Source organism: Nitrincola schmidtii (genome assembly GCF_008973715.1).
GTDB classification, from domain to species: domain Bacteria; phylum Pseudomonadota; class Gammaproteobacteria; order Pseudomonadales; family Balneatricaceae; genus Nitrincola; species Nitrincola schmidtii.
In genome coordinates this window covers 118,494-138,386 of record NZ_WBOL01000004.1, presented here as the reverse complement: position 1 = coordinate 138,386, position 19,893 = coordinate 118,494, and the positions used below count along the sequence as shown (strand labels likewise).

Annotated in this window: 19 protein-coding genes; 4 read left to right on the top strand and 15 right to left on the bottom strand. The window is 46.4% G+C overall.

Annotation, left to right across the window (positions count from 1 at the left end; genetic code table 11):
* Positions 1-35 precede the first annotated feature (35 nt).
* The gene (locus F7R24_RS05165) at positions 36-548 is read left to right on the top strand and encodes a hypothetical protein (protein ID WP_151670185.1); all 513 of its coding nucleotides are present in this window, start codon (positions 36-38) and stop codon (positions 546-548) included.
* A gap of 9 nt (positions 549-557) precedes the next feature.
* Here the strand turns inward: F7R24_RS05165 and F7R24_RS05160 are convergent, their stop codons facing one another.
* Positions 558-1,796, bottom strand: a complete 1,239-nt coding sequence (locus F7R24_RS05160; protein WP_338087088.1) for a benzoate/H(+) symporter BenE family transporter — start codon at positions 1,794-1,796, stop codon at positions 558-560.
* Positions 1,797-1,823: 27 nt separating this feature from the next.
* Here F7R24_RS05160 and F7R24_RS05155 point away from each other — a divergent pair, with 27 nt between their 5' ends.
* Together F7R24_RS05155 and F7R24_RS05150 are read left to right on the top strand one after the other, a co-directional pair.
* The gene (locus F7R24_RS05155; protein ID WP_151670183.1) at positions 1,824-2,372 is read left to right on the top strand and encodes a helix-turn-helix domain-containing protein; all 549 of its coding nucleotides are present in this window, start codon (positions 1,824-1,826) and stop codon (positions 2,370-2,372) included.
* A 100-nt stretch (positions 2,373-2,472) separates the two neighbouring features.
* Positions 2,473-3,168 carry a GntR family transcriptional regulator gene (locus tag F7R24_RS05150; RefSeq protein ID WP_206057476.1) on the top strand — a complete coding sequence of 232 codons (696 nt, stop codon included), beginning with the start codon at positions 2,473-2,475 and terminating at the stop codon, positions 3,166-3,168.
* Positions 3,169-3,215: 47 nt separating this feature from the next.
* On the opposite strand, the gene F7R24_RS05145 is transcribed toward F7R24_RS05150, so the two are convergent.
* The 9 genes from F7R24_RS05145 to F7R24_RS05105 form a co-directional block, all read right to left on the bottom strand.
* Positions 3,216-4,079, bottom strand: a complete 864-nt coding sequence (locus tag F7R24_RS05145) for an urease accessory protein UreD (protein ID WP_151670182.1) — start codon at positions 4,077-4,079, stop codon at positions 3,216-3,218.
* Between the two features lie 9 nt (positions 4,080-4,088).
* A complete protein-coding gene (ureG, locus tag F7R24_RS05140; protein ID WP_151670181.1) occupies positions 4,089-4,709 on the bottom strand; it encodes an urease accessory protein UreG in 621 nt (206 codons plus the stop codon).
* 21 nt (positions 4,710-4,730) lie between these two features.
* Positions 4,731-5,396 (bottom strand): urease accessory protein UreF, encoded by a 666-nt coding sequence (locus tag F7R24_RS05135; protein ID WP_151670180.1) that lies wholly within the window; start codon positions 5,394-5,396, stop codon positions 4,731-4,733.
* A gap of 15 nt (positions 5,397-5,411) precedes the next feature.
* Positions 5,412-5,975: a HupE/UreJ family protein gene (locus F7R24_RS05130; RefSeq protein WP_151670179.1), complete on the bottom strand. Its 564-nt coding sequence runs from the start codon at positions 5,973-5,975 to the stop codon at positions 5,412-5,414.
* Positions 5,976-6,053: 78 nt separating this feature from the next.
* Positions 6,054-6,539, bottom strand: coding sequence for an urease accessory protein UreE (ureE, locus tag F7R24_RS05125; RefSeq protein ID WP_151670178.1), 486 nt, complete (start codon positions 6,537-6,539; stop codon positions 6,054-6,056).
* An 84-nt stretch (positions 6,540-6,623) separates the two neighbouring features.
* Positions 6,624-8,327, bottom strand: coding sequence for an urease subunit alpha (ureC, locus tag F7R24_RS05120; RefSeq protein ID WP_151670177.1), 1,704 nt, complete (start codon positions 8,325-8,327; stop codon positions 6,624-6,626).
* A gap of 17 nt (positions 8,328-8,344) precedes the next feature.
* Positions 8,345-8,650, bottom strand: coding sequence for an urease subunit beta (locus F7R24_RS05115; RefSeq protein WP_151670176.1), 306 nt, complete (start codon positions 8,648-8,650; stop codon positions 8,345-8,347).
* A gap of 10 nt (positions 8,651-8,660) precedes the next feature.
* Positions 8,661-8,963 carry an urease subunit gamma gene (ureA, locus tag F7R24_RS05110; protein WP_151670175.1) on the bottom strand — a complete coding sequence of 101 codons (303 nt, stop codon included), beginning with the start codon at positions 8,961-8,963 and terminating at the stop codon, positions 8,661-8,663.
* Between the two features lie 425 nt (positions 8,964-9,388).
* Positions 9,389-12,529, bottom strand: a complete 3,141-nt coding sequence (locus tag F7R24_RS05105; RefSeq protein WP_151670174.1) for a DEAD/DEAH box helicase — start codon at positions 12,527-12,529, stop codon at positions 9,389-9,391.
* Between the two features lie 321 nt (positions 12,530-12,850).
* Here F7R24_RS05105 and F7R24_RS05100 point away from each other — a divergent pair, with 321 nt between their 5' ends.
* A complete protein-coding gene (locus tag F7R24_RS05100) occupies positions 12,851-14,167 on the top strand; it encodes an ATP-binding protein (RefSeq protein ID WP_151670173.1) in 1,317 nt (438 codons plus the stop codon).
* Here the strand turns inward: F7R24_RS05100 and urtE are convergent.
* The 5 genes from urtE to urtA all read right to left on the bottom strand — a co-directional run bounded on the left by urtE (position 14,164) and on the right by urtA (position 19,782).
* Positions 14,164-14,865, bottom strand: coding sequence for an urea ABC transporter ATP-binding subunit UrtE (gene urtE, locus F7R24_RS05095; protein WP_151670172.1), 702 nt, complete (start codon positions 14,863-14,865; stop codon positions 14,164-14,166). The two genes, F7R24_RS05100 and urtE, sit on opposite strands and share 4 nt — an antisense overlap.
* Positions 14,866-14,867: 2 nt before the next feature.
* Positions 14,868-15,707 carry an urea ABC transporter ATP-binding protein UrtD gene (urtD, locus tag F7R24_RS05090; RefSeq protein WP_151670171.1) on the bottom strand — a complete coding sequence of 280 codons (840 nt, stop codon included), beginning with the start codon at positions 15,705-15,707 and terminating at the stop codon, positions 14,868-14,870.
* A complete protein-coding gene (gene urtC / locus F7R24_RS05085; protein WP_151670170.1) occupies positions 15,704-16,789 on the bottom strand; it encodes an urea ABC transporter permease subunit UrtC in 1,086 nt (361 codons plus the stop codon). Before urtC ends, urtD begins: the two co-directional genes overlap by 4 nt.
* 3 nt (positions 16,790-16,792) lie before the next feature.
* Positions 16,793-18,421, bottom strand: coding sequence for an urea ABC transporter permease subunit UrtB (urtB, locus tag F7R24_RS05080; protein ID WP_151670169.1), 1,629 nt, complete (start codon positions 18,419-18,421; stop codon positions 16,793-16,795).
* Positions 18,422-18,492: 71 nt separating this feature from the next.
* Positions 18,493-19,782: an urea ABC transporter substrate-binding protein gene (gene urtA / locus F7R24_RS05075; protein WP_151670168.1), complete on the bottom strand. Its 1,290-nt coding sequence runs from the start codon at positions 19,780-19,782 to the stop codon at positions 18,493-18,495.
* Positions 19,783-19,893: the final 111 nt, after the last annotated feature.

Here is a 19,893-nt window from a genome sequence, read left to right as displayed (position 1 = left end):
ATGCAGAAAGTCCAGTTCGTTAAACGATAGTCGTCATGAAGCTTCGAGCAGATATCACTATCAATGGACGACTTTATAAAAAGGGTGAAGAGATAGCTTGGTACAAGATCTATCCGTTCTTTCTAGTCCATATGCTGGCGTTTGGCGGTTCGGGTTTTGTGATGGCTTATGCGGATACCCCTGAGAATATTCTTTTTTTATATTTTCATGGGGGAGTCGCGATTCTTGTATACGTCATCTTTTACTTATTCATCTTCGGAATGGACGAAGTAAAGTGGATGTTTATCAACGCAGGGCTGGGTGCTTTAGGGATCTTCACGCAAATGGGCTGGTTGCTCGCGCTATTTGGTCGAGATATCAGTGACTATCCCTTCCAAGTCCATGTCATTCCGTTTTTGTATTTTGTGCTTTATACCTTTCTTCTTCACCAAGCAGTGCTTGATCTGACAAATTCTAGAGAAGACGAAACCAAGCGTCGAAGAGTAGAAAGCAGTTATATCGTCATTCTTGCAGCCGGTTATTTACTATCCTACTTGATGACTAGGTAGGTTCTCTGATCACTTGATGGATGGTTTACGCATCAAATGCCAAGCCAGCACGCCTGCTAATAACCCCCAAAAAGCACTGCCAATACCAAACAATGTCATGCCTGATGCGGTGGCTAAAAAGGTGATTAAGGCTGCTTCACGCCCGTCAGGGTTGGCTAACGCAACCGATAAGCTATTGCCGATGGTGGATAACAACGCTAGTCCCGCTAGGGTTAAGACCAAGGCTTGAGGAAAGGCAAACATCAAGGTCGCAACGGAGGCAGCCAGAAGCCCGCTTAAGATATAAAAAATACTGGCGGCAACAGCAGCGGTATAACGACGCTGCTTATCAGGATGTGCCTCTTCACTCATGCAGATGGCAGCGGTGATGGCGGCTAAATTAAGTGCGAAAGCACCTAAAGGAGCCAATAGCAGAGTGGTGATGCCTGTCCAGGTAATAATGGGTGATAAAGGAGGGAGATAACCCGATGCTTTAATGACGGCAATGCCGGGCATATTTTGAGATGCCATGGTGACGATAAACAGTGGAATGCCGACACCGATTAACGCTGTCAACGAAAAAGAGGGCAGAGTCATGATCGGTGTAGCGAGTTCAAAGCTCAGTCTATCGAGTTGTAATTCACCCATCAGATACACCAGTGCTACCGATCCAAAAAGAACCATCAGAATCGCATAACGTGGAAAAAAGCGCTTGCCCAATAGGTAAAGTGCAAACATGCTTATCACTAGTATTAAGTGGGTTTCGGCAGAGTGAAAGGCGGCTAAACCAAATTGAAGCAGTACCCCCGCCAGCATCGCTGTGGCTAATTCTTGCGGTAAAAACTTCATCAAGCGTTCAAACCAACCCGTGATCCCTGCCAGCGTAATTAAAGCGCCACAGAAAATAAACGCTCCTATCGCCTCCGCCATGCTCAGACCCGGTAAGCTGGTTACTAGCAATGCCGCACCTGGAGTTGACCATGCGGTTAAAATCGGGGTTTTGTAATACAACGATAGCCCTAGCGTTGAAAGACCCATGCCGATTCCCAGTGCGAAAAACCACGAGGTCACTTCCGCCTGAGAGGCTCCCGCTGCAGCGGCGGCTTGAAAGATAATGACCGCTGAGCTGGTATAACCCACTAACACCGCAACAAAACCTGCGGTGAGACTGGAGAGTGAAAAGTCTTTCAGTAATGACATAGAGCACCTTTGGCTGTGCGTTATAGCGCATAATTTGGTTAGCTTAGCATTGTGCGTTATAGTGTACAAATAGAAAATCTACAGCAGGCTATCGTGATGGAAAATCAACCCAGCAGTTTAGGCAAAGGATTACGCGAACTCAGGCAGTCAAGGCAATGGAGTTTAGATCAAGCGGCAGCGAAGTCTGGCGTCAGTAAAGCGATGCTGGGTCAGATAGAACGTGGAGAATCCAGTCCCACGTTGGCAACTTTGTGGAAAATTGCCACAGGCTTTCAAATCTCATTCACGCATTTGATCAGAGGGTGTTTTTACCAACCCAATGACCTGTCATCCGTGCGTCCGGTCAATGAACCTAAAGTAACCTCTGGTATTGATGTTAGAGTACATTTTCCATTTGATGAAACCGTCAACTTTGAATGGCTGGAACTTCATCTAGCACCAGGCGCTGAATCTCATTCTGAGCCTCATCAAGGAGGTGTCACAGAACGTATTCTTGTCATAGAAGGGATTCTAGATCTATGTTTATCAGGCCAGTGGTATCAGTACTCCGCCGGTGAGACTGTCAGCTTTAACGCAGACCAACCACATGGCTATCGAAATTCGGGTTTAGGAGTGTTGGTATTTCAGGATGTGATACATTATTAGTGCTTATCTTTAATACAATAAATTACTATATTGTAGGTAGAAAATTTAATAAAGTGTATGCACTTAATGCGGTCTATTGTTTGCTTATAAGGAATAGCTTGTGGTGGTTAAATCAAAAACAGTGACAGATAACCAAAGCATATATGACCTAATGTTTGCTGCGATTGCCAATCGTAAATTACCACCCGGGCTAAAGCTGTCTGAAGAGCGTTTATGTCGTGTTTTTGGAGTCAGCCGTACGCGACTTCGCGAAGTGTTTTTTCGCTTAGCGCAAGACCGCATCATTACCTTGAAACATAATCGAGGTGCTTATGTGACGCGTCCAACGGCGCGTGATGCAACAGAGGTGTTTGCTGCACGTCGAGCAATAGAGGTTTCTGTTGTGGAACAGTTGGCCAATTCGGCTGGCGCTCAAGTCATCAAACGTCTTCAACAACACCTTGCTGAAGAAGCCTCTGCACGATCTGAAAAGGATCATGCCCGTTTAACCCAGCTTACGGGGGACTTCCACTTACTTTTGGCAGAACTTAGCGGCAATAGCATCTATCATGATATTGTGCGACGTTTAACGGCTTTGTCCAGCTTGATAATCTATTTGTATGACTCACCTTCGGCGTCTGCATGCAAGGATAATGAGCATAATAATATCGTCGAAGCGATTTCTTCTGGTGATGCAATTACAGCTAGATCACTGATGCTAGAACATCTAGAGCATGTCGAAAAATCTCTAAAAATTGACGACGAAGAGCAAGATGATTTTGATATTGAATCGGTGTTCAAAGAGATGCTTAGCTAACGTCTAGTATGATTGGCTGAAAATCTTATCGGTAATTTAGAGCTGTCTTAAGTCGCCCATATCCTAGGCAAACACGCTTCACGTCCCATTACACTGGGTCGTACTGTTTGCCAAACTTTCACCATTTGCTGCAATAAAGGCTCGGTTTGCGGGCCTAAAAAGCGAACCACGATCAAGTTATCTAATCGTGTGGCACCGCTAACAATCTGGTCATGCTTGAGGCTTAACAACGTGTCACGTATCTGTTCCAACAGCACATCGTCTGAAGAGGTGATGAACATCGTCGCTTGCATCGGAGATCCGCGTAGCCCGCTGCTAGAGCGTTGCAGCTCATCATTTAGTGAGTTGAAATGTTCTATCAGTAACGGTTTTCCATCGATGCTAAGTTTCAAGGAAGAACGAATCTGCCCTCGGTCGAAATGTTCATTAATCACAGGGCGACCTAAGCATTGAATTTCCCAACCGATAAAGCGGGAGGTCGCACCAAGATCTATCTCTGTTTGCATCCTTAACTGACTGTCGGGGAAGAAGATATTTTCTTGGGGTAACCACTCTAGTGCCGCATCTTCATCGACCTGCAAATGTTGATGGTAATGCGCTAAGCGTCCGCCAGAGCGATAAAACTTGGTCGCTCCCGGGGTGGTGATCAGTGCATGAGCTTGGGAATTGACTTGAACCTTTACGTACAAGCGATCACCGCCGACCACGCCTCCGGGGGGGTGTAACAAGTAACTGTGACAGACTGAATCTTCTGGGTAAAAAGCACGTTGAACCGATAAGGGTCCCAAGCGCTGAGAAGCGATGACACGCGTTTTTTCTCGACGCACACCAAAGGTCAATGCAATACGCGCACGCCATCCATCTGAAGTAGTCGAGTTGGGCGGTAGTGTTGGAAGATTCAGATCAGTCATAGATCACCTTTAAGCCGCATCCAGCATGCCTTGTTTAACAACAAAGTCGATGATCACGTCCAATCCAATACCCGTCTTTAGGTTAGTAAAGACATAAGGGCGGTTGGGTCGCATACGCTGAGTATCCGATTCCATCACTTCAAGGCTGGCACCCACATAAGGCGCCAAGTCGATCTTATTGATGACGAGCAAATCCGATTTAGTGATTCCTGGACCCCCTTTACGTGGGATTTTTTCGCCTTCCGCTACATCGATAACGTAAATCGTGAGGTCTGCCAGTTCCGGACTGAATGTGGCGCTGAGGTTATCACCGCCGCTTTCAACAAACACCACATCGAGATCTTTATGAAGCTTGGCCAACTCTTCGACAGCAGCAAGGTTCATCGAGGCATCTTCACGAATGGCGGTATGAGGGCAACCACCAGTTTCCACGCCTACTATTCGGTCAGCCGGTAAGGCTTCTGCACGGGTCAGAATTTTGGCATCTTCCTGGGTGTAGATATCGTTAGTGACGACGGCAATACTGTATTGGTCACGAATTGCTTTGCAAAGCACTTCTAAGAGTGCCGTTTTTCCTGATCCAACAGGGCCACCAACACCGATACGCAAAGGAGATTTATAGTCACTCATGGGTGAATTTCCTGTAAAAAATTAAGAACGAAAGAGTCGTGTATATTGGGTTTCATGTCGTGAACTGGCGATAGCGAGTGCGGGTGTGCAACCGGCAACATCTTCATCGCGGATTTGCATCGCCTGTTGCTGTAATTCGGGTAAAGCTTCTGACAGTGTCATTAACAATTGCTGTCCTTGAGTTTGTCCTAACGGCACCAGTTTTACGCCAGCCATGACGCTGTTTTCAATCCAGCTCCATAAATAGCCGCTACATAGCTGATCTAGTGGAATTTGCCAGCGACTGGCAGCCAGTGCCATACCCGCCAGTTGAGTGAGATGAAGTGAAGACTCACTAGCCTCAGGGATCTCTATATCGAGTGAGGGCAATAGCACCGATAGGGCTTTACCACGCTGACGCTCTTCTGCACGTAATTCTGAGGTTTCGCGACTGGCGTAGAGATAGGTTGACCAATAGGTGACTTGATCCCAATCCTGTTTCTCGAAAGCATGATAAAGTCTGATTAACACTGGGAGCTCTAGGCTGGTCACACTCTGTTGCAACACGCCGAGAAGCCAGTCATGAAGTTCTTTAGCGTTGGTTACCCAGCCTGCCTCAATCGCCCATTCCAAGCCCTGTGAGTAGGTGAAAGCACCGACAGGCAGGGAAGGGCTGATGAGTTGAAAGAGACGCAAATTAGGTAACATACAACAACCTATGACTTAACCCAGAACACTGATTAGAACAGCCGCAATACCGCTGCCAGCGCCCAACCATTTAGGTTGGAAGGTTTTGCCCAGTGCATAGCCTGTGGCCATGATCACGGCAGCCATGATCAGCATACCCGGCATAAAGGAAAGAACCCCGCCTGCAGGCATTTCTAAACCATGTGCCCAACCGTGGAACATGACCAGAACCAACGCCGCAAGCATCGGTAACAAGCCACGTAAAGAGAAAAACAGACCGACAGCGATAAGGAACATTGAAGCCAGGATGATCACTTCAATTCCGTTCGCAAAGCCGGTTATCAAACCCATGACGGCACCCGCAAACATGATTCCTAGCGTACCCGTAAAAAGTTGAATGCGTTGCTTAGTCGATTGCCAAGCACCTAAGGCACCAATACCCAATAGCATGGCTAGATGGTCTAAACCGGTCAGTGGGTGAAGCAGTCCGGATAAAAAGCTGCTATACGCGTGATCATGGCCATGACCTGGGTGTGCAAGCGCCATTGATGAAAATAGAATCAAAGCAAATCCTGTCAGTAAACGATATCGTGTATTCATGATGATGGTTCCTTCGGTCTAAAATGGTTTGTTTGGACGCTTTTGAAAAAGCTTCTAAACATGTTTCTTAAATATCAGTCAGTGTGAATGGGAAGGGTCGTGATCATGTGAGTGGTGATGCGAGTGGTTATGACCACCTCCCTCGCTGCTGTATGCACCGGCTTCTGGCTCAAAGGGTTGCTGTTCGCAAATGACCTTTGCGCCCAAGCCTTCAACCATGGCATCCAGCACATGATCATGCTGGTAACGAACAAATCCGGGTGCAATTTGCAAAGGAACATGACGATTACCAAGATGATAACTGACCCTAGCGAGTAGCAGCGTGTCATCACATTGAACCGTCGAAACGGTTTCTACAGAGGCTTTCACTTCAATGGTCAGGCCACATTCGCTTCGCAGGCAATCACCCCCGCGTAAAATCAGACCACGAGGCAGAAATAGACCTGCATCACGTCCATCGTCTAAGGCGACTTTCAGGCGACTTTTGATGCGCTGATCAATGGTCAGACTTAGGCTGGCGTCTGCAGTTTGTGGCTTGTCTAGTTTCTCGGTTAATCGAATCATGGGGCGTTCCAAATTGATCTCGTTAAAATAACTCTGTTTGTAAAAGAGCTGCTTTTAAAATAAATGCTCTTAAAACAAATGCTCTTAAAACAAAAAGTAACGCTGTGTCATCGGTAGCTCCGTAGCCGGTTCGCAAGTCAGTAATTCCCCATCTGCCATCACCTCATAGGTCTGTGGATCGACGCTAATGTTGGGTTGATAGCTGTTGTGAATCATTTTGTCCTTGGTCGCGGTTCGGCAATCGCGAACTTCACCAATCAGGCTTTGCAGTCCTAATTGCTCAGGCACACCGGCAGCAATGGCAGCCTTGGATAAAAACAGCATCGAGGTTTTTTGACTCGCTTTACCATAACTACCAAACATAGGACGATAGTGAACGGGTTGAGGCGTTGGAATTGATGCGTTGGGATCGCCCATCGGTGCAGTGGCAATAAAACCACCTTTCAATACCAAGCTCGGTTTCGTGCCGAAAAACGCCGGTTTCCATAACACTAGATCAGCCAATTTGCCTGCTTCAATCGACCCGACTTCGTGACTGATTCCCTGTGCGATGGCAGGGTTGATGGTGTATTTAGCGATATAACGCTTGATTCGGTAGTTGTCATTTTCCGCAGAATCCTGCGCTAATGGACCTCGTTGTACCTTCATTTTATGTGCGGTTTGCCAAGTGCGAGTAATCACCTCTCCAACACGACCCATTGCTTGTGAATCAGAGGAAATAATCGAAAACGCACCAAGATCATGCAGAATATCTTCAGAGGCAATCGTCTCGCGACGAATCCGAGATTCTGCAAACGCCACATCTTCTGCAATAGAAGGATCTAAGTGATGACATACCATCAACATATCCAAATGTTCATCGACGGTATTAATGGTGTAGGGACGAGTCGGATTGGTTGAAGAGGGCAGAACGTTGTTTTCGCCACAGGCTTTAATGATGTCAGGTGCGTGACCACCACCGGCCCCTTCCGTGTGATAAGTGTGAATCACACGACCATTAATCGCAGCCAGAGTCGATTCGACGAAGCCGGATTCATTCAGAGTATCGGTATGGATGGCAACCTGAATATCCATCTCATCCGCGACACTTAAGCAGCAGTCGATGGCCGCGGGTGTGGTTCCCCAGTCTTCATGCAGCTTAAGCCCCATGGCACCTGCTGTAATTTGTTCACGTAACCCTTCTGGAAGACTGGCGTTACCCTTGCCTAAAAAACCGATATTCATGGGTAATGAATCTGCCGCTTCCAGCATGCGATGAATATTCCAAGGTCCGGGTGTGCAGGTCGTTGCATTGGTTCCTGTCGCGGGCCCCGTTCCACCACCAATCATACTGGTAACACCAGAACACAGAGCTTCTTCAACTTGTTGAGGACAAATAAAGTGAATGTGCGCGTCTATGCCACCTGCCGTCAGGATCTGACCTTCACCGGCAATGACCTCAGTACCGGGACCAATGATGATATCCACACCGGGTTGAGTATCGGGGTTGCCCGCTTTACCGATATGCTGGATACGCCCCTCTTTAATGCCCACATCTGCTTTGATAATGCCCCAGTGGTCAATAATGAGAGCGTTGGTGATGACTAGATCGGCTGTTTTGGCACTTGGACACTGCGCTTGCCCCATGCCATCGCGAATGACTTTGCCACCGCCAAATTTAACCTCATCGCCATAAATGGTGAGATCCTCTTCAACCTCTAACCAGAGTTCAGTATCTGCCAGCCTGAGTCGATCACCTTTGGTAGGACCGAACATTTCTGCATAGGCTTGTCGTGAAATCGTTGCCATGGTGTTTTCCTACCTCGTTATAGATCGCCTTGGATTTTGCCTTGGAAACCAAACACACGCTTCAAGCCTGCATAGGCAACCAACTCGACGGTTCGGCTTTGTCCGGGTTCAAAACGTACAGCGGTACCTGCGGCAATATTTAAGCGAAAGCCACGAGTGGCTTCACGATCAAAGACTAACGCGTTATTGGCTTCGTAAAAGTGATAATGAGAGCCAATTTGCACCGGTCGATCACCTGTATTTGCGACGCTGACTTGGCGTGTTTCGCGACCGACATTCAGCTCGATTTCACCTTCCGCTACTTTCATTTCGCCTGGGATCATAAAGCCTCCGTTAAACGATAGGATCGTGGATAGTGACCAGTTTAGTGCCATCCGGAAAAGTGGCTTCGATTTGAACTTCAGGCAACATATCGGGAATGCCATCCATCACATCATCACTGGTCAATAGGGTGCGGCCATAGTCCATTAATTCGGCAACGGTTCGTCCGTCACGCGCACCTTCCATAATGGCGGCACTGATATAGGCGACGGATTCGGGATAATTGAGCTTTACGCCACGAGCCTTGCGACGCTCAGCCACTAAGGCTGCGGTAAACAGAAGCAGCTTATCTTTCTCGCGGGGTGATAATTCCATCGTAATGACTCTCTTAAAAAATCTGGCTTGTACATCTGGCACTTGGCAGATGTTCGCAAAGCGCTTGTCAGTAGTTCAACAGATTTTTGCAAGGAGTGTGCCAGTTATCCTGACCCTGCAAATAAGGTGTTCACGCTCGGAAGGGGTGCATTGAGTGCGCTTGATTGGTTCGAAGGGGGTGTTTTTGCGCCATTGTGGTGCGTTTTGGTTTTATTGAATCCACTCGGGTTACGTTAATCCAAAGCGTATCGGATTAAATGCGTTAAATCTGTATATAGCGCTTATTGCATAGCGTAACAGAGCATTACTCCATATAACTTCAAGATTTATGAGGCTGTGTACCGATAATCCCACACGGGCTAAGATGTTTGCAGGAAGACGCACTGCAGCACTTTTACCCCATTTTTTAATTTGTGTTTGCATTATTACCCCACCGCTAATTTGGCCGCTTGTTGCCACATAAAGTTCGGCATCGGCTCTTTTAGTTTCCAAGTAATGCTCATCGGTTGAGAGTCTGTGTGCGACACATATTCCACCTCGCCGTAATTAACAAAACCCATGGTACGGCCGTATTCATCCTTAGTTTGCTCGCGCACAAATAAAAACAAACGCTTACCGATTTTTTTATGCTGGATGTAATCCAAACCTCGACCTCTGTCGGGTCTGGCACTATTTTGCGACTGCCAATGAAAGAGGTGTTCGTTTATCGCGTAATCGTGATACATGGTGGTGGGTGAGAACTGTTTTTCGTTTTTGTCTAAGGTGACAAACATCAGCTCAATATTCTGAGCTTTAACAACAAATACTCCTTCACGAGCGGCTGGTTGTCGCTCAAAAGTTGTTGCTCCAAAGGCTACTAAGATTTGCTCTCGGGCATAACGAGCGTGCAATCTTAACGGAACCTCGGGCAAAGCATGCATGGGTGGTTGTTGATGTTTGGTCTGTGCCAGTTGCCAGTTTAGAACGTCCAGTAATTCCGCTTTTAATTCGAAAACATTCAGTTTTGCAAGGCTCTGTGTAATCGAATCGAAGCCAGATTCTGGGCCTGTTTTCTGCCAAAAATCGTAATGACACATCAATGCATGACGATGAAAAAGATCTTCCATTGCAAAGTTAGTTTGGCAAAGCTGCTTTAAAAAGCTGAGATAGCTGTGATCATCACAGGTCAAAATTCTGTTATGGATTGCCTTTTTGAACATTTTTAGCAGGCTTGCGTCTATCGCATTGTCGTTGATGTGATCTTGCGCTTGCTGCACAAGATCGGACCAACATCCACGCTTATAGAGTTCGTTTAAGTCGATGTCAGGGTTTAGGGTCAAGAAATTAGACAGTGTTAAGGGTAACAAGGAATGCTGTGGATACTGTCGTATCATCGATACTAGGCGCTTCAATGTCAGTGAAGCCTGCCGAATATTACTCAGCACCATCTCTTGCGTACGTTTACTTAATTCGATGCGGCAACCCAGTGGAACATGCGGAAAGCCCTGCTTTATCTCATCACTGATGGCTCGATTACTTTTACCGACCAAGGCTCTAAATTTATTGGCGAAATCATACTCAGGGCGGGAATTACCGACAAAGTCCAGCACGGTACAGCACTCTTTGCCTTCCGCTAAACGCAAACCTCGTCCTAACTGTTGCAAGAAAATCGTTAAGCTTTCTGTGGGTCGCAAAAACAATAAGGTATCCACTTCGGGAATATCGACACCCTCGTTAAATATATCAACGACACAGAGCACGTTGATGCTGCTAGAACGAATGGCTTGCTGCTTTTGTTGCCGCTCGTGGCTGTTATCACTGGTCAATACATCAGCTTTAATGCCTTTCAATAAGAGTTGCTGTGCCATGTATTGCGCATGTTCTTTACTCACACAAAAGGCTAAAGCTTTCATTTTGCCTAGGTCTGTGATTATCTCCTGCATACTCAGCAAGATTTTGTTAAAGCGTGCTTGGTTATGGGTGTAAAGGTTGGTTAATTGAGCAATGTCATAACGCCCTCGACTCCAGGGGATGTTGCGTAAGTCTGTATCGTCATCAATACCAAAATACTGAAAGGGGCAAAGGTGCCGACGATTGATTGCTTCGGGTAAACGTATCTCAGCCGCAATCACACCGCCAAAATCCGCTAGAATATCACCACCATCATGTCGTTCAGGTGTTGCTGTCAGACCAAGCAATATAGTGGGTGTGAAATGCGCTAGCAGCGCACGATAACTGGATGCGGCAATGTGATGCACCTCATCAATGACGATGTAATCATAATAGTCAGGTGTCAGATTGAGCTGGCTTAGTTGATTATTTAACGTTTGGATGGAAACAAAGAGTTGTCGGTAATGCTCTGGCGTATGCCCACCGACCCATAGTTCGCCAAATTGACCGTTTCGTAATACACCACGATAAGCTGCTCTCGCTTGTTTTAAGATCTCTTCTCGGTGAGCAACAAATAAGAAGTGTGCATTTGGCTTCTCTTTAATGAAGCGGGCAAAATCAAAGGCAGAAATCAGGGTTTTTCCGGTGCCTGTTGCCGCAACCACTAAATTGCGAAAGCGCTGGTGAATACTTCGCTCAACGGCTAATTGCTCTAAGATGTCACTTTGATGGGGGAAAGGCGAAATATCAAAGAAATGTGTTTGACCTGCCTCATCGTCACCCCGTTGCTGGCTTAAGGCTTTTCTGAGTTTTGCGCGACTTGTTGCATCGCCATTAAATGATTCAAAGTCATGAGACGCCCAGTAGGTTTCAAATGTACTCAATGACTTCTTAATGATATGTGGGATTTCTTGCGAGGTAATTTTTAGATTCCATTCTAAGCCGTTTGTTAATGCAGAACGTGAGAGATTTGAAGAACCTATATAGCCAGTGTGGTACCCAGTATTGCGCAGAAACAGATAGCTTTTGGCATGTAAGCGTTCGCGCTCGATGTTATAACTGAGCTTAACCTGAGTATTCGGTAAACTGGCCAAATACTCGACTGCTTTAGCGTCGGTCGCTCCCATGTAGGAGGTGGTAATGATGTTTAGCTCGCGACCACTGGAAGTGAACTCTTCCAGTTCGTTTCGAAAAATACGGATACCTGCCCACTTGATAAAGGATACCAGCCAGCAGATTTTATCCGCTGACAAGATCTCTCGCTTCAATTCAGATTCCAGTGATAACCCTGCATTACTGCCACAAAACAACTCACTCTGGCTAAGTCCAGTTAGAGGAAAAATGTCCTGAATATAGTTTTTTAAATCGGCTGAGACAGGATTTTCGAGTTCGTATAGTGCGGTCAGAATTTTGCCTTGGCTGGCTAGTAAATTGTCTTCGATAAAATCTTTATCTTGGATTTGCGTTTTTAACCATAGTAACAATTGATTGGATAAGGCAATTTGCTGTTGCAGACGGTCATCAGTGGTAGGCACTGAATCAATGGCATACTCAAGAATGTGTGAAAGGAAACGAGATAACCAAGTGGAGGCTTCATGACTATTCAGTTCTCGTTCGCCCACATAGAATCGTTCTCGATCAATGCGACTAGCGATAAGCTGTGTAATTAACTGTTCATAAATTCCAACTTGTTGCATGCGTTCCCTTTAATGCCTACTTTGCAGCATGAATGTCAGCCTACCCCAATAAACATGCTACCGATAAAAAAATTGTAGGCTCCATAGTCGAACATCCTATCAACTGTTGATCATAGCACAAGGCTATTTCTGGTTTGGTGACGTGAATGCATTTCGAAATCATACACTCACTAATGCCACTGTAGTCAGAAGGAGAGGTATCGTAGTACGAAACACACATTTACGCGCATGAAAATGATAAAAATTACACTTTTCTGCGCATAAAAATGTAATTTTAGTTATAGTATGGGGTCATGAACAATCCCACAGGCAGGACAAGAGATGCAGCGTACTTTGCTCAATTCCTTGATAGCATGGAAAAATCAGACCACTCGTAAGCCATTGTTAATTGATGGTGCAAGGCAAACGGGCAAGACCTTCTTGCTGCAAGAGTTGTTTGGTGACACCTTTGCTAAGGTTCTGCGTATCGACTTCTTAGAAAACCCCTCCTTCAAAGAAGCATTCGATGGCTCACTGTCGCCAGACGAGCTAGTGATGAATATTGAGCTGCTCACCAATCAAGTGTTTAATCCAGAAACGGATTTGTTGATTTTGGATGAAATTGGTGAGTGTGAACGGGCGGTGACCTCTTTAAAGTATTTTGCCGAAAAAGCACCTTCCTATTATGTGGCAGCCAGTGGTTCGAATATTGGATTGTTGAACAGTTTTCCAGTTGGCAAGGTAGAGCAGTACAACCTACGCCCATTAAGCTTTCAAGAGTTTATTTATGCTTCAGGGGAGCCTGCACTGATTAAAGCGTTTGATAGCCAAGCAAGTTCCCCAGCGGTTCACAGTAAGTTAATGGATAAATTGACGGATTACTTCTTTACCGGTGGTATGCCAGAAGCGGTGGTTACTTGGTATCACCATAAAGAGTCGAGCATTTTAGAGCGCATTGAGAAGGTCTCTAAAGTTCATGCCGATCTAGTCGAAGGTTATCGTCGTGATTTTGGTAAGTATGCGGGTAAGGTTGATGCGAAATTGATCGAATCGGTATTCAATAGCATTCCATCACAGTTATCGCTGGTATCTGATGAGTCTGTGAAGCGCTTTAAATTTAAAAACGTTCATGAGCGTAAATCTCGTTACAATGATTTCGACACCGCTATCCACTGGTTAAGGTCTTGCCGCTTGGCGTTAGCGAATTATCCCATTGAAGGGCAGCCGAAAGCGCCGCTTGCGGCCTATAAAAAAGAGAATAAGGTAAAGCTGTTTCTGTTTGATGTGGGTTTGCTCAACCATATGCTTGGCAGCAGTTACAAGGAAATTAAACAGCAAAACTACGAATACAAAGGTTACGTTGCCGAAAACTTTGTTCAACAGGAGTTCACAGCGATAGGTATTGATCCGAGTTATTCTTGGAATGACGCTCGTGCTGAAATTGAGTTCATTTTGGCTACGGATGAAGGCGATATAGTCCCCGTTGAAGTCAAAAGTGGAAAACGCACACGAGCCAAATCGCTGGCGTCCTATATTGAGAAGTGCAGTCCCAACAAAACGTTTAAGTTAACGGGCACTCAAGGCTCTTCAGCAATGGAACAAACTCATATCGTGATGCCTCTGTATTTTGCTCAGTATTTGCCATTACACAATGACTAAACCGTCAAATACTGCTTAATCAGTCCCTCATCCAGTGTCGCCATCTCGCCTTCAGCGACCTTGCGTCCACGATCCAGAATGCAGAAACGGTCACCGACTTTACGAGCGAAGGGTAGCTTTTGCTCGACCAGTAATACGGTCAGCCCCATTTCACGGTTAAGTTTACGAATGATGTCGCCAATTTCCTGTACCACGTTCGGCTGAATGCCTTCGGTGGGCTCATCAAGGATTAACAGTTTTGGATCGACAACTAACGCCCGGCCAATGGCTAACTGTTGTTGTTGACCGCCGGATAAGTCACCGCCGCGTCGATGCATCATGTCGGCAAGAACGGGAAAGAGTTCGAAGATGTAGTCGGGTATTTTGCGTTGTCCTCTGGGCAAAACGGGCAAGCCGATTTGCAGGTTTTCCTCGACCGTCAGTAGCGGGAAGATTTGTCTTCCTTGAGGGACATAGCCAATGCCTAATCGAGGGCGCTGTTCAACGGAGACTTTCACTAAGTCCTTATTCAGCGGGTTCAGCAGAATGCTACCTGAAGCCACTTTTTGATGCCCCATAATGCATTGCAGTAGTGTCGTTTTACCCACGCCATTGCGTCCCATCAATACGGTGCATTGTCCTTCGGGTATCTGCATGTCGACATCCCAGAGGGTGTGGCTTTCGCCATAAAATTGATTGAGTCCCTGAATTGTGATCATGGTTATTCCCCTAGATAGACTTCAATCACTTTGCGATTATTCTGAACTTGATCCATGCTGCCCTCGGCAAGAACGCTGCCTTGATGAAGAACGGTGACGGTTCGATCTTTACCTGCCAGCTGGCGCACAAAATCCATATCATGTTCTACGACTACGACGGAATGGTTGCCTGACAAAGACACTAAGAGTTCAGCAGTGCGATCCATCTCTTGATGGGTCATGCCTGCAACTGGTTCGTCGACCAGTAACAAACGGGGTTTCTGCATCAGCAGCATGCCTATTTCTAGCCATTGTTTTTGACCATGAGAGAGACTACCGGCTCGCATCGCTTTATTTTCTTTTAGGCCAATTAAGGTGATCACTTCATCAATGCGGTCACTTTGTTCGCCATTCAATTTGGCAAACAACAGACTAAAGACTTTACGCTCATCTGGCATGGCTAATACGAGATTGTCGTAGACGCTGAGCGATTCGAACACGGTCGGTTTTTGAAATTTACGTCCAATCCCCGCTTGCGCGATGGCGGGTTCATCCAGTTCTAGCAAGTTGATGGTTTGACCGAACCAGGCTGAACCCGTATCTGGCTTGGTTTTACCGGTAATAATATCCATCATGGTGGTTTTACCGGCGCCATTAGGGCCGATAATGCAGCGCAATTCGCCGTCTCGAATATAAAGATTCAAGTCATTAATTGCTTTGAATCCGTCGAAACTTACGGATAACCCTTCAAGATACAGCAGAATCTGTTTATCAACGTTCAGCATCGGTGATGCTTGAGATTGCATAAACGAAAACACACGGTTTTTATCTTTTATTTCGCTCAATAAGGATGGTTGACTCATGTGCTGCTCTCCTTACGACGAAGAAGTCCAACAATACCCTTAGGCATCAGGACGGTGACCAGAATGAAAATAGCACCTAGCGCAAATAGCCATACATCAGGTAGTTCGGTGGTAAACCAAGTTTTGGCGTAGTTGATAAAAATAGCACCTGCCACCGCACCATAGAGCGTGGCGCGTCCACCGACAGCCACCCAAACCACTATTTCGATAGAGTTCAAAGGTGAGAATTCGTTCGGGTTGATGATACCGACTTGCGGTACATAAAGCGCACCGGCAACCCCTGCAATCATCGCAGATAAGGTAAATACCCAGAGTTTTACATTTTCAACACGATAGCCCATGAAACGTGAGCGTGATTCGGCATCACGAACGGCGACACAGACCTTACCTAAGCGACTTTGTGTGACGGCACGGCAGAGTAGATAGCCCAACGCCAGTGCAACTGCGGAGGCGACAAATAAGCCGACGCGAGTTTCACGGGCTTGTAAATTAAACCCAAGCATGTCTTTAAAGTCGGTTAAGCCGTTATTGCCACCAAAACCCATTTCATTTCGGAAGAAAGCGAGCATCAACGCAAAGGTCAGCGCTTGAGTGATGATGGATAGGTAGACACCGGATACCCGTGAGCGAAAGGCTAGCGCGCCAAACACATAAGCCAATACCCCCGGAACCAGCACGATCATAATGGCGGCAAACCAAAATTGATCCAGCCCCGTCCAGTACCAAGGTAGGCTATCGTAATTTAAGAACACCATAAAATCAGGCAGTTCTGGGTTGCCATACACACCTCGATCACCAATTTGGCGCATCAGGTACATACCCATCACATAACCACCTAGGGCGAAGAAGGCACCATGTCCAAGAGTCAAGATGCCGAGATATCCCCAGACCAGATCCACCGATAAGGCTAATAATGCCAATGTCAGGTATTTACCCATTACCGCCACCACATAGGTGGGGATATGCAAAGGATGATCCGAGGGCAAGCTATTTAGGATTGGGACAATAATGATAGCCAGTGCCAACAAGGCCAGTAACACCTGTCCACCACGATCTTGTTTAATAAGATTCCATAGAAACATGACTTAATCCTCGGCGGCACGGCCACGTTGCGGAAAGAGTCCGCGTGGCTTTTTCTGAATGAAGAAAATAATGAAGACCAGCACTAAGATCTTGGCCAACACCGCTCCAGCCCAAGGTTCGACCAGTTTAGTGGCGACTCCAAGAGTCATACCGGCAACCAGCGTTCCCCAGATATTGCCGACACCACCAAACACCACCACCATAAAGGAATCGATGATGTAAGCTTGCCCCAGGTTGGGTCCCACGTTGGTGATTTGAGACAAGGCGACCCCCGCAATCCCAGCGACCCCTGAACCTAGACCGAAGGTCAGCATGTCGACACGTTCCGAGCGGACACCCATCGCTCTTGCCATGGCTCGGTTTTGTGAAACGGCACGAACCTGCAAGCCTAGCGCGGTGCGTTTAAGGATCAGTAACAACGCAAAGAAGACGATGAAGCAGAAAAAGATGATGTAAAGACGATTGAGGGTGATGGCAAAAACTGGATTAAATTCCAGCATACCGCTCATCCAGCTAGGTGTCTCAACGGTTCTGTTTAGCGGTGAAAAGATCGAGCGTACCGCTTGCTGCAGTACCAAACTGATACCAAAGGTTGCCAATAGTGTTTCTAGAGGACGACCGTATAAGAAACGTATGACACCCCGTTCAATGGCGATGCCGACGAGTCCTGACACAATAAAGGCCGCTGGAATCGCCACAAACAAAGACATTCCAATATGGTTCGGCATCATTTGTTGAATCACAAAGGTGGTATAGGCACCAATCATGATCAACTCTCCATGTGCCATGTTGATCACACCCATGACCCCAAAGGTAATGGCTAGGCCTATGGCGGCAAGAACAAGCACCGAGCCAAGGCTAAGACCAAAGTAAAGAGTTTCTAATCCCTTATAAAACTTCACTTTTTGATCAATCTTAGTTAAAGCAAGTTGGCTAAGCTCTTGAAGTGCAACATTTTCGGTGACGTTAGCAAATTGCACTAGACTGTTTCGTGCTCGCGGCTCTAAAGAGGCAGCAAGTGTGTCGATGGCATCTCTCTTTAAAGCCTCATTATCACTTGATGCTAGGGTATTAATGGCCAGAACCACTGACATAAGTTCACGCACTTTTTCGTGCGTTTCTCTAGGATAAGCGTCTTCAATCAAGGTAATGGTAGAGTCATCGACATCCCGCATCAACTGACGCACTGCTTGCAGGCGAGTTGCAGAGGATTCAGCATTCAAGCCAGTTAAGGCCATGACTCGTCGAATTTGTGTACGTTGGGCATTATTAACAGCGACACGACGAAAATCTCGAACACGCTCAATCGTGATTTTCTCATCATCTAGCAAGCGCTCTGCAATGCGACCTTCTTCATGGCGAGGTACGAAATAAAGATGGCTATCGCCTCTGAAGGTGAAAAGATTGCCATCCAGCAGTTCTGCTAATAAAGACAAGGTTTCTGGGTGCATAGAGTCGGCAAGCAGTGTAATTGCCTTCGCTCTGTCTTGAGCTGATGATGAAACCAGCAATGATTCGAACTCTGTCAAGATAGGATCACTGTCGGAGGCATGAACACTCGACAGGCAACCGAGAAGAATCAGGGTCAAGAGCCCCATACAGCGCAGTTGGCGCAGGATTCGGCGTGTCATAATGGTGTTTCCTGAGACTAGACTGAAGAGACCGACCTGATTAGCTCAGGTCGGTATATCGAGCAGTAGGTTTACTCGTAGCTTTGACCTGAACAGGTTTTAGTGACTACGTTGTAGTTACCGCAAAGTAACGGTCTGCGCCAATCAGAAATGATGTCTTTAGATCCTTCTAAATAATCAGACCAAGCGTCACCGACAACAGTGCTAGGTGTTTGCCAGACCACTTCAAATTGTCCATCTGCCTGAATTTCACCAATCAGCACGGGCTTGGTGATGTGATGGTTAGGCATTAATGCAGCAAAGCTGCCTGTTAGGTTAGGGACAGTGACACCAATAATCGCTTCTTGGACAGCTGCAGTATCAGTTGTACCTGCTTTGTTGACCGCTTCTACCCATAAGTTAAAGCCGATGTAGTGAGCTTCCATGGGATCATTGGTTACACGGTTGGTATCACCGATAAAGTCATGCCATTTTTCAATGAAAGCGTCGTTTTCTTCAGTATCCACACTCATGAAGTAGTTCCATGCAGCCAAGTGACCGACAAGTGGTCCTGTATCGATGCCTGACAGTTCTTCTTCACCTACCGAGAATGCAATGACAGGAATATCTTCCGCAGAGACACCTTGTGCAGCTAGCTCACGATAGAAAGGAACGTTAGCGTCACCATTGATAGTAGAAACAACAGCCGTCTTCTTGCCAGCAGAACCGAAGCGACGAACATCAGAAACGATGGTTTGCCAATCTGAATGACCAAACGGTGTGTAGTTGATCATGATGTCTTCATCAGCGACACCCATTTGTTTCAGGTAAGCTTCCAGAATACGGTTAGTGGTACGTGGATATACATAATCAGTACCAGCAAGAACCCAACGTTCGATTCCTAACTCATTCATCAAATAATCAACGGCAGGAATGGCTTGTTGGTTAGGTGCTGCACCGGTGTAGATAACGTTACGTGAAGACTCTTCACCTTCATATTGAACAGGGTAGAACAACAATCCATTAAGTTCTTCAACCACCGGTAATACCGATTTACGAGAAACAGAGGTCCAAGTACCAAAAATAGCTGCCACTTGATCACGCTCAAGCAATTCACGTGCTCGCTCTGCGAATAATGGCCAATCTGATGCAGGGTCAACGACTACGGCTTCAAGCTGTTTGCCGAGTAAGCCGCCTTTGGCATTTTGCTCTTCAATTAGCATCAACATGGTGTCTTTCAGTGTGGTTTCACTGATCGCCATGGTTCCTGATAAAGAGTGCAAAACACCAACCTTGATAGTGTCAGCCTGAGCAGTAATCGCGGCAATCGATAATGCAAGTGCACAAGACGCAGTGGCCAATTTGGTTTTGATCTGTTTCATGGGTTTGATCCTATTTAATTGATACTTCGAATCAATCAACAGCAGGTTCTATGCCAACTTAATCAAAGTGAAGCATTTCAATAGATTCAAACAGTCGTTAAGAAATAGAGA

Excerpts from the sequence above, each read along its gene's own strand:
- F7R24_RS05165 (WP_151670185.1), top strand. The coding sequence starts at position 36 with ATGAAGCTTCGAGCAGATATCACTATCAATGGACGACTTTATAAAAAG.
- F7R24_RS05155 (WP_151670183.1), top strand. The coding sequence starts at position 1,824 with ATGGAAAATCAACCCAGCAGTTTAGGCAAAGGATTACGCGAACTCAGG.
- F7R24_RS05145 (WP_151670182.1), bottom strand. The coding sequence starts at position 4,079 with ATGACTGATCTGAATCTTCCAACACTACCGCCCAACTCGACTACTTCA.
- ureG (WP_151670181.1), bottom strand. The coding sequence starts at position 4,709 with ATGAGTGACTATAAATCTCCTTTGCGTATCGGTGTTGGTGGCCCTGTT.
- F7R24_RS05135 (WP_151670180.1), bottom strand. The coding sequence starts at position 5,396 with ATGTTACCTAATTTGCGTCTCTTTCAACTCATCAGCCCTTCCCTGCCT.
- F7R24_RS05130 (WP_151670179.1), bottom strand. The coding sequence starts at position 5,975 with ATGAATACACGATATCGTTTACTGACAGGATTTGCTTTGATTCTATTT.
- ureE (WP_151670178.1), bottom strand. The coding sequence starts at position 6,539 with ATGATTCGATTAACCGAGAAACTAGACAAGCCACAAACTGCAGACGCC.
- ureC (WP_151670177.1), bottom strand. The coding sequence starts at position 8,327 with ATGGCAACGATTTCACGACAAGCCTATGCAGAAATGTTCGGTCCTACC.
- F7R24_RS05115 (WP_151670176.1), bottom strand. The coding sequence starts at position 8,650 with ATGATCCCAGGCGAAATGAAAGTAGCGGAAGGTGAAATCGAGCTGAAT.
- ureA (WP_151670175.1), bottom strand. The coding sequence starts at position 8,963 with ATGGAATTATCACCCCGCGAGAAAGATAAGCTGCTTCTGTTTACCGCA.
- F7R24_RS05105 (WP_151670174.1), bottom strand. The coding sequence starts at position 12,529 with ATGCAACAAGTTGGAATTTATGAACAGTTAATTACACAGCTTATCGCT.
- F7R24_RS05100 (WP_151670173.1), top strand. The coding sequence starts at position 12,851 with ATGCAGCGTACTTTGCTCAATTCCTTGATAGCATGGAAAAATCAGACC.
- urtE (WP_151670172.1), bottom strand. The coding sequence starts at position 14,865 with ATGATCACAATTCAGGGACTCAATCAATTTTATGGCGAAAGCCACACC.
- urtD (WP_151670171.1), bottom strand. The coding sequence starts at position 15,707 with ATGAGTCAACCATCCTTATTGAGCGAAATAAAAGATAAAAACCGTGTG.
- urtC (WP_151670170.1), bottom strand. The coding sequence starts at position 16,789 with ATGTTTCTATGGAATCTTATTAAACAAGATCGTGGTGGACAGGTGTTA.
- urtB (WP_151670169.1), bottom strand. The coding sequence starts at position 18,421 with ATGACACGCCGAATCCTGCGCCAACTGCGCTGTATGGGGCTCTTGACC.
- urtA (WP_151670168.1), bottom strand. The coding sequence starts at position 19,782 with ATGAAACAGATCAAAACCAAATTGGCCACTGCGTCTTGTGCACTTGCA.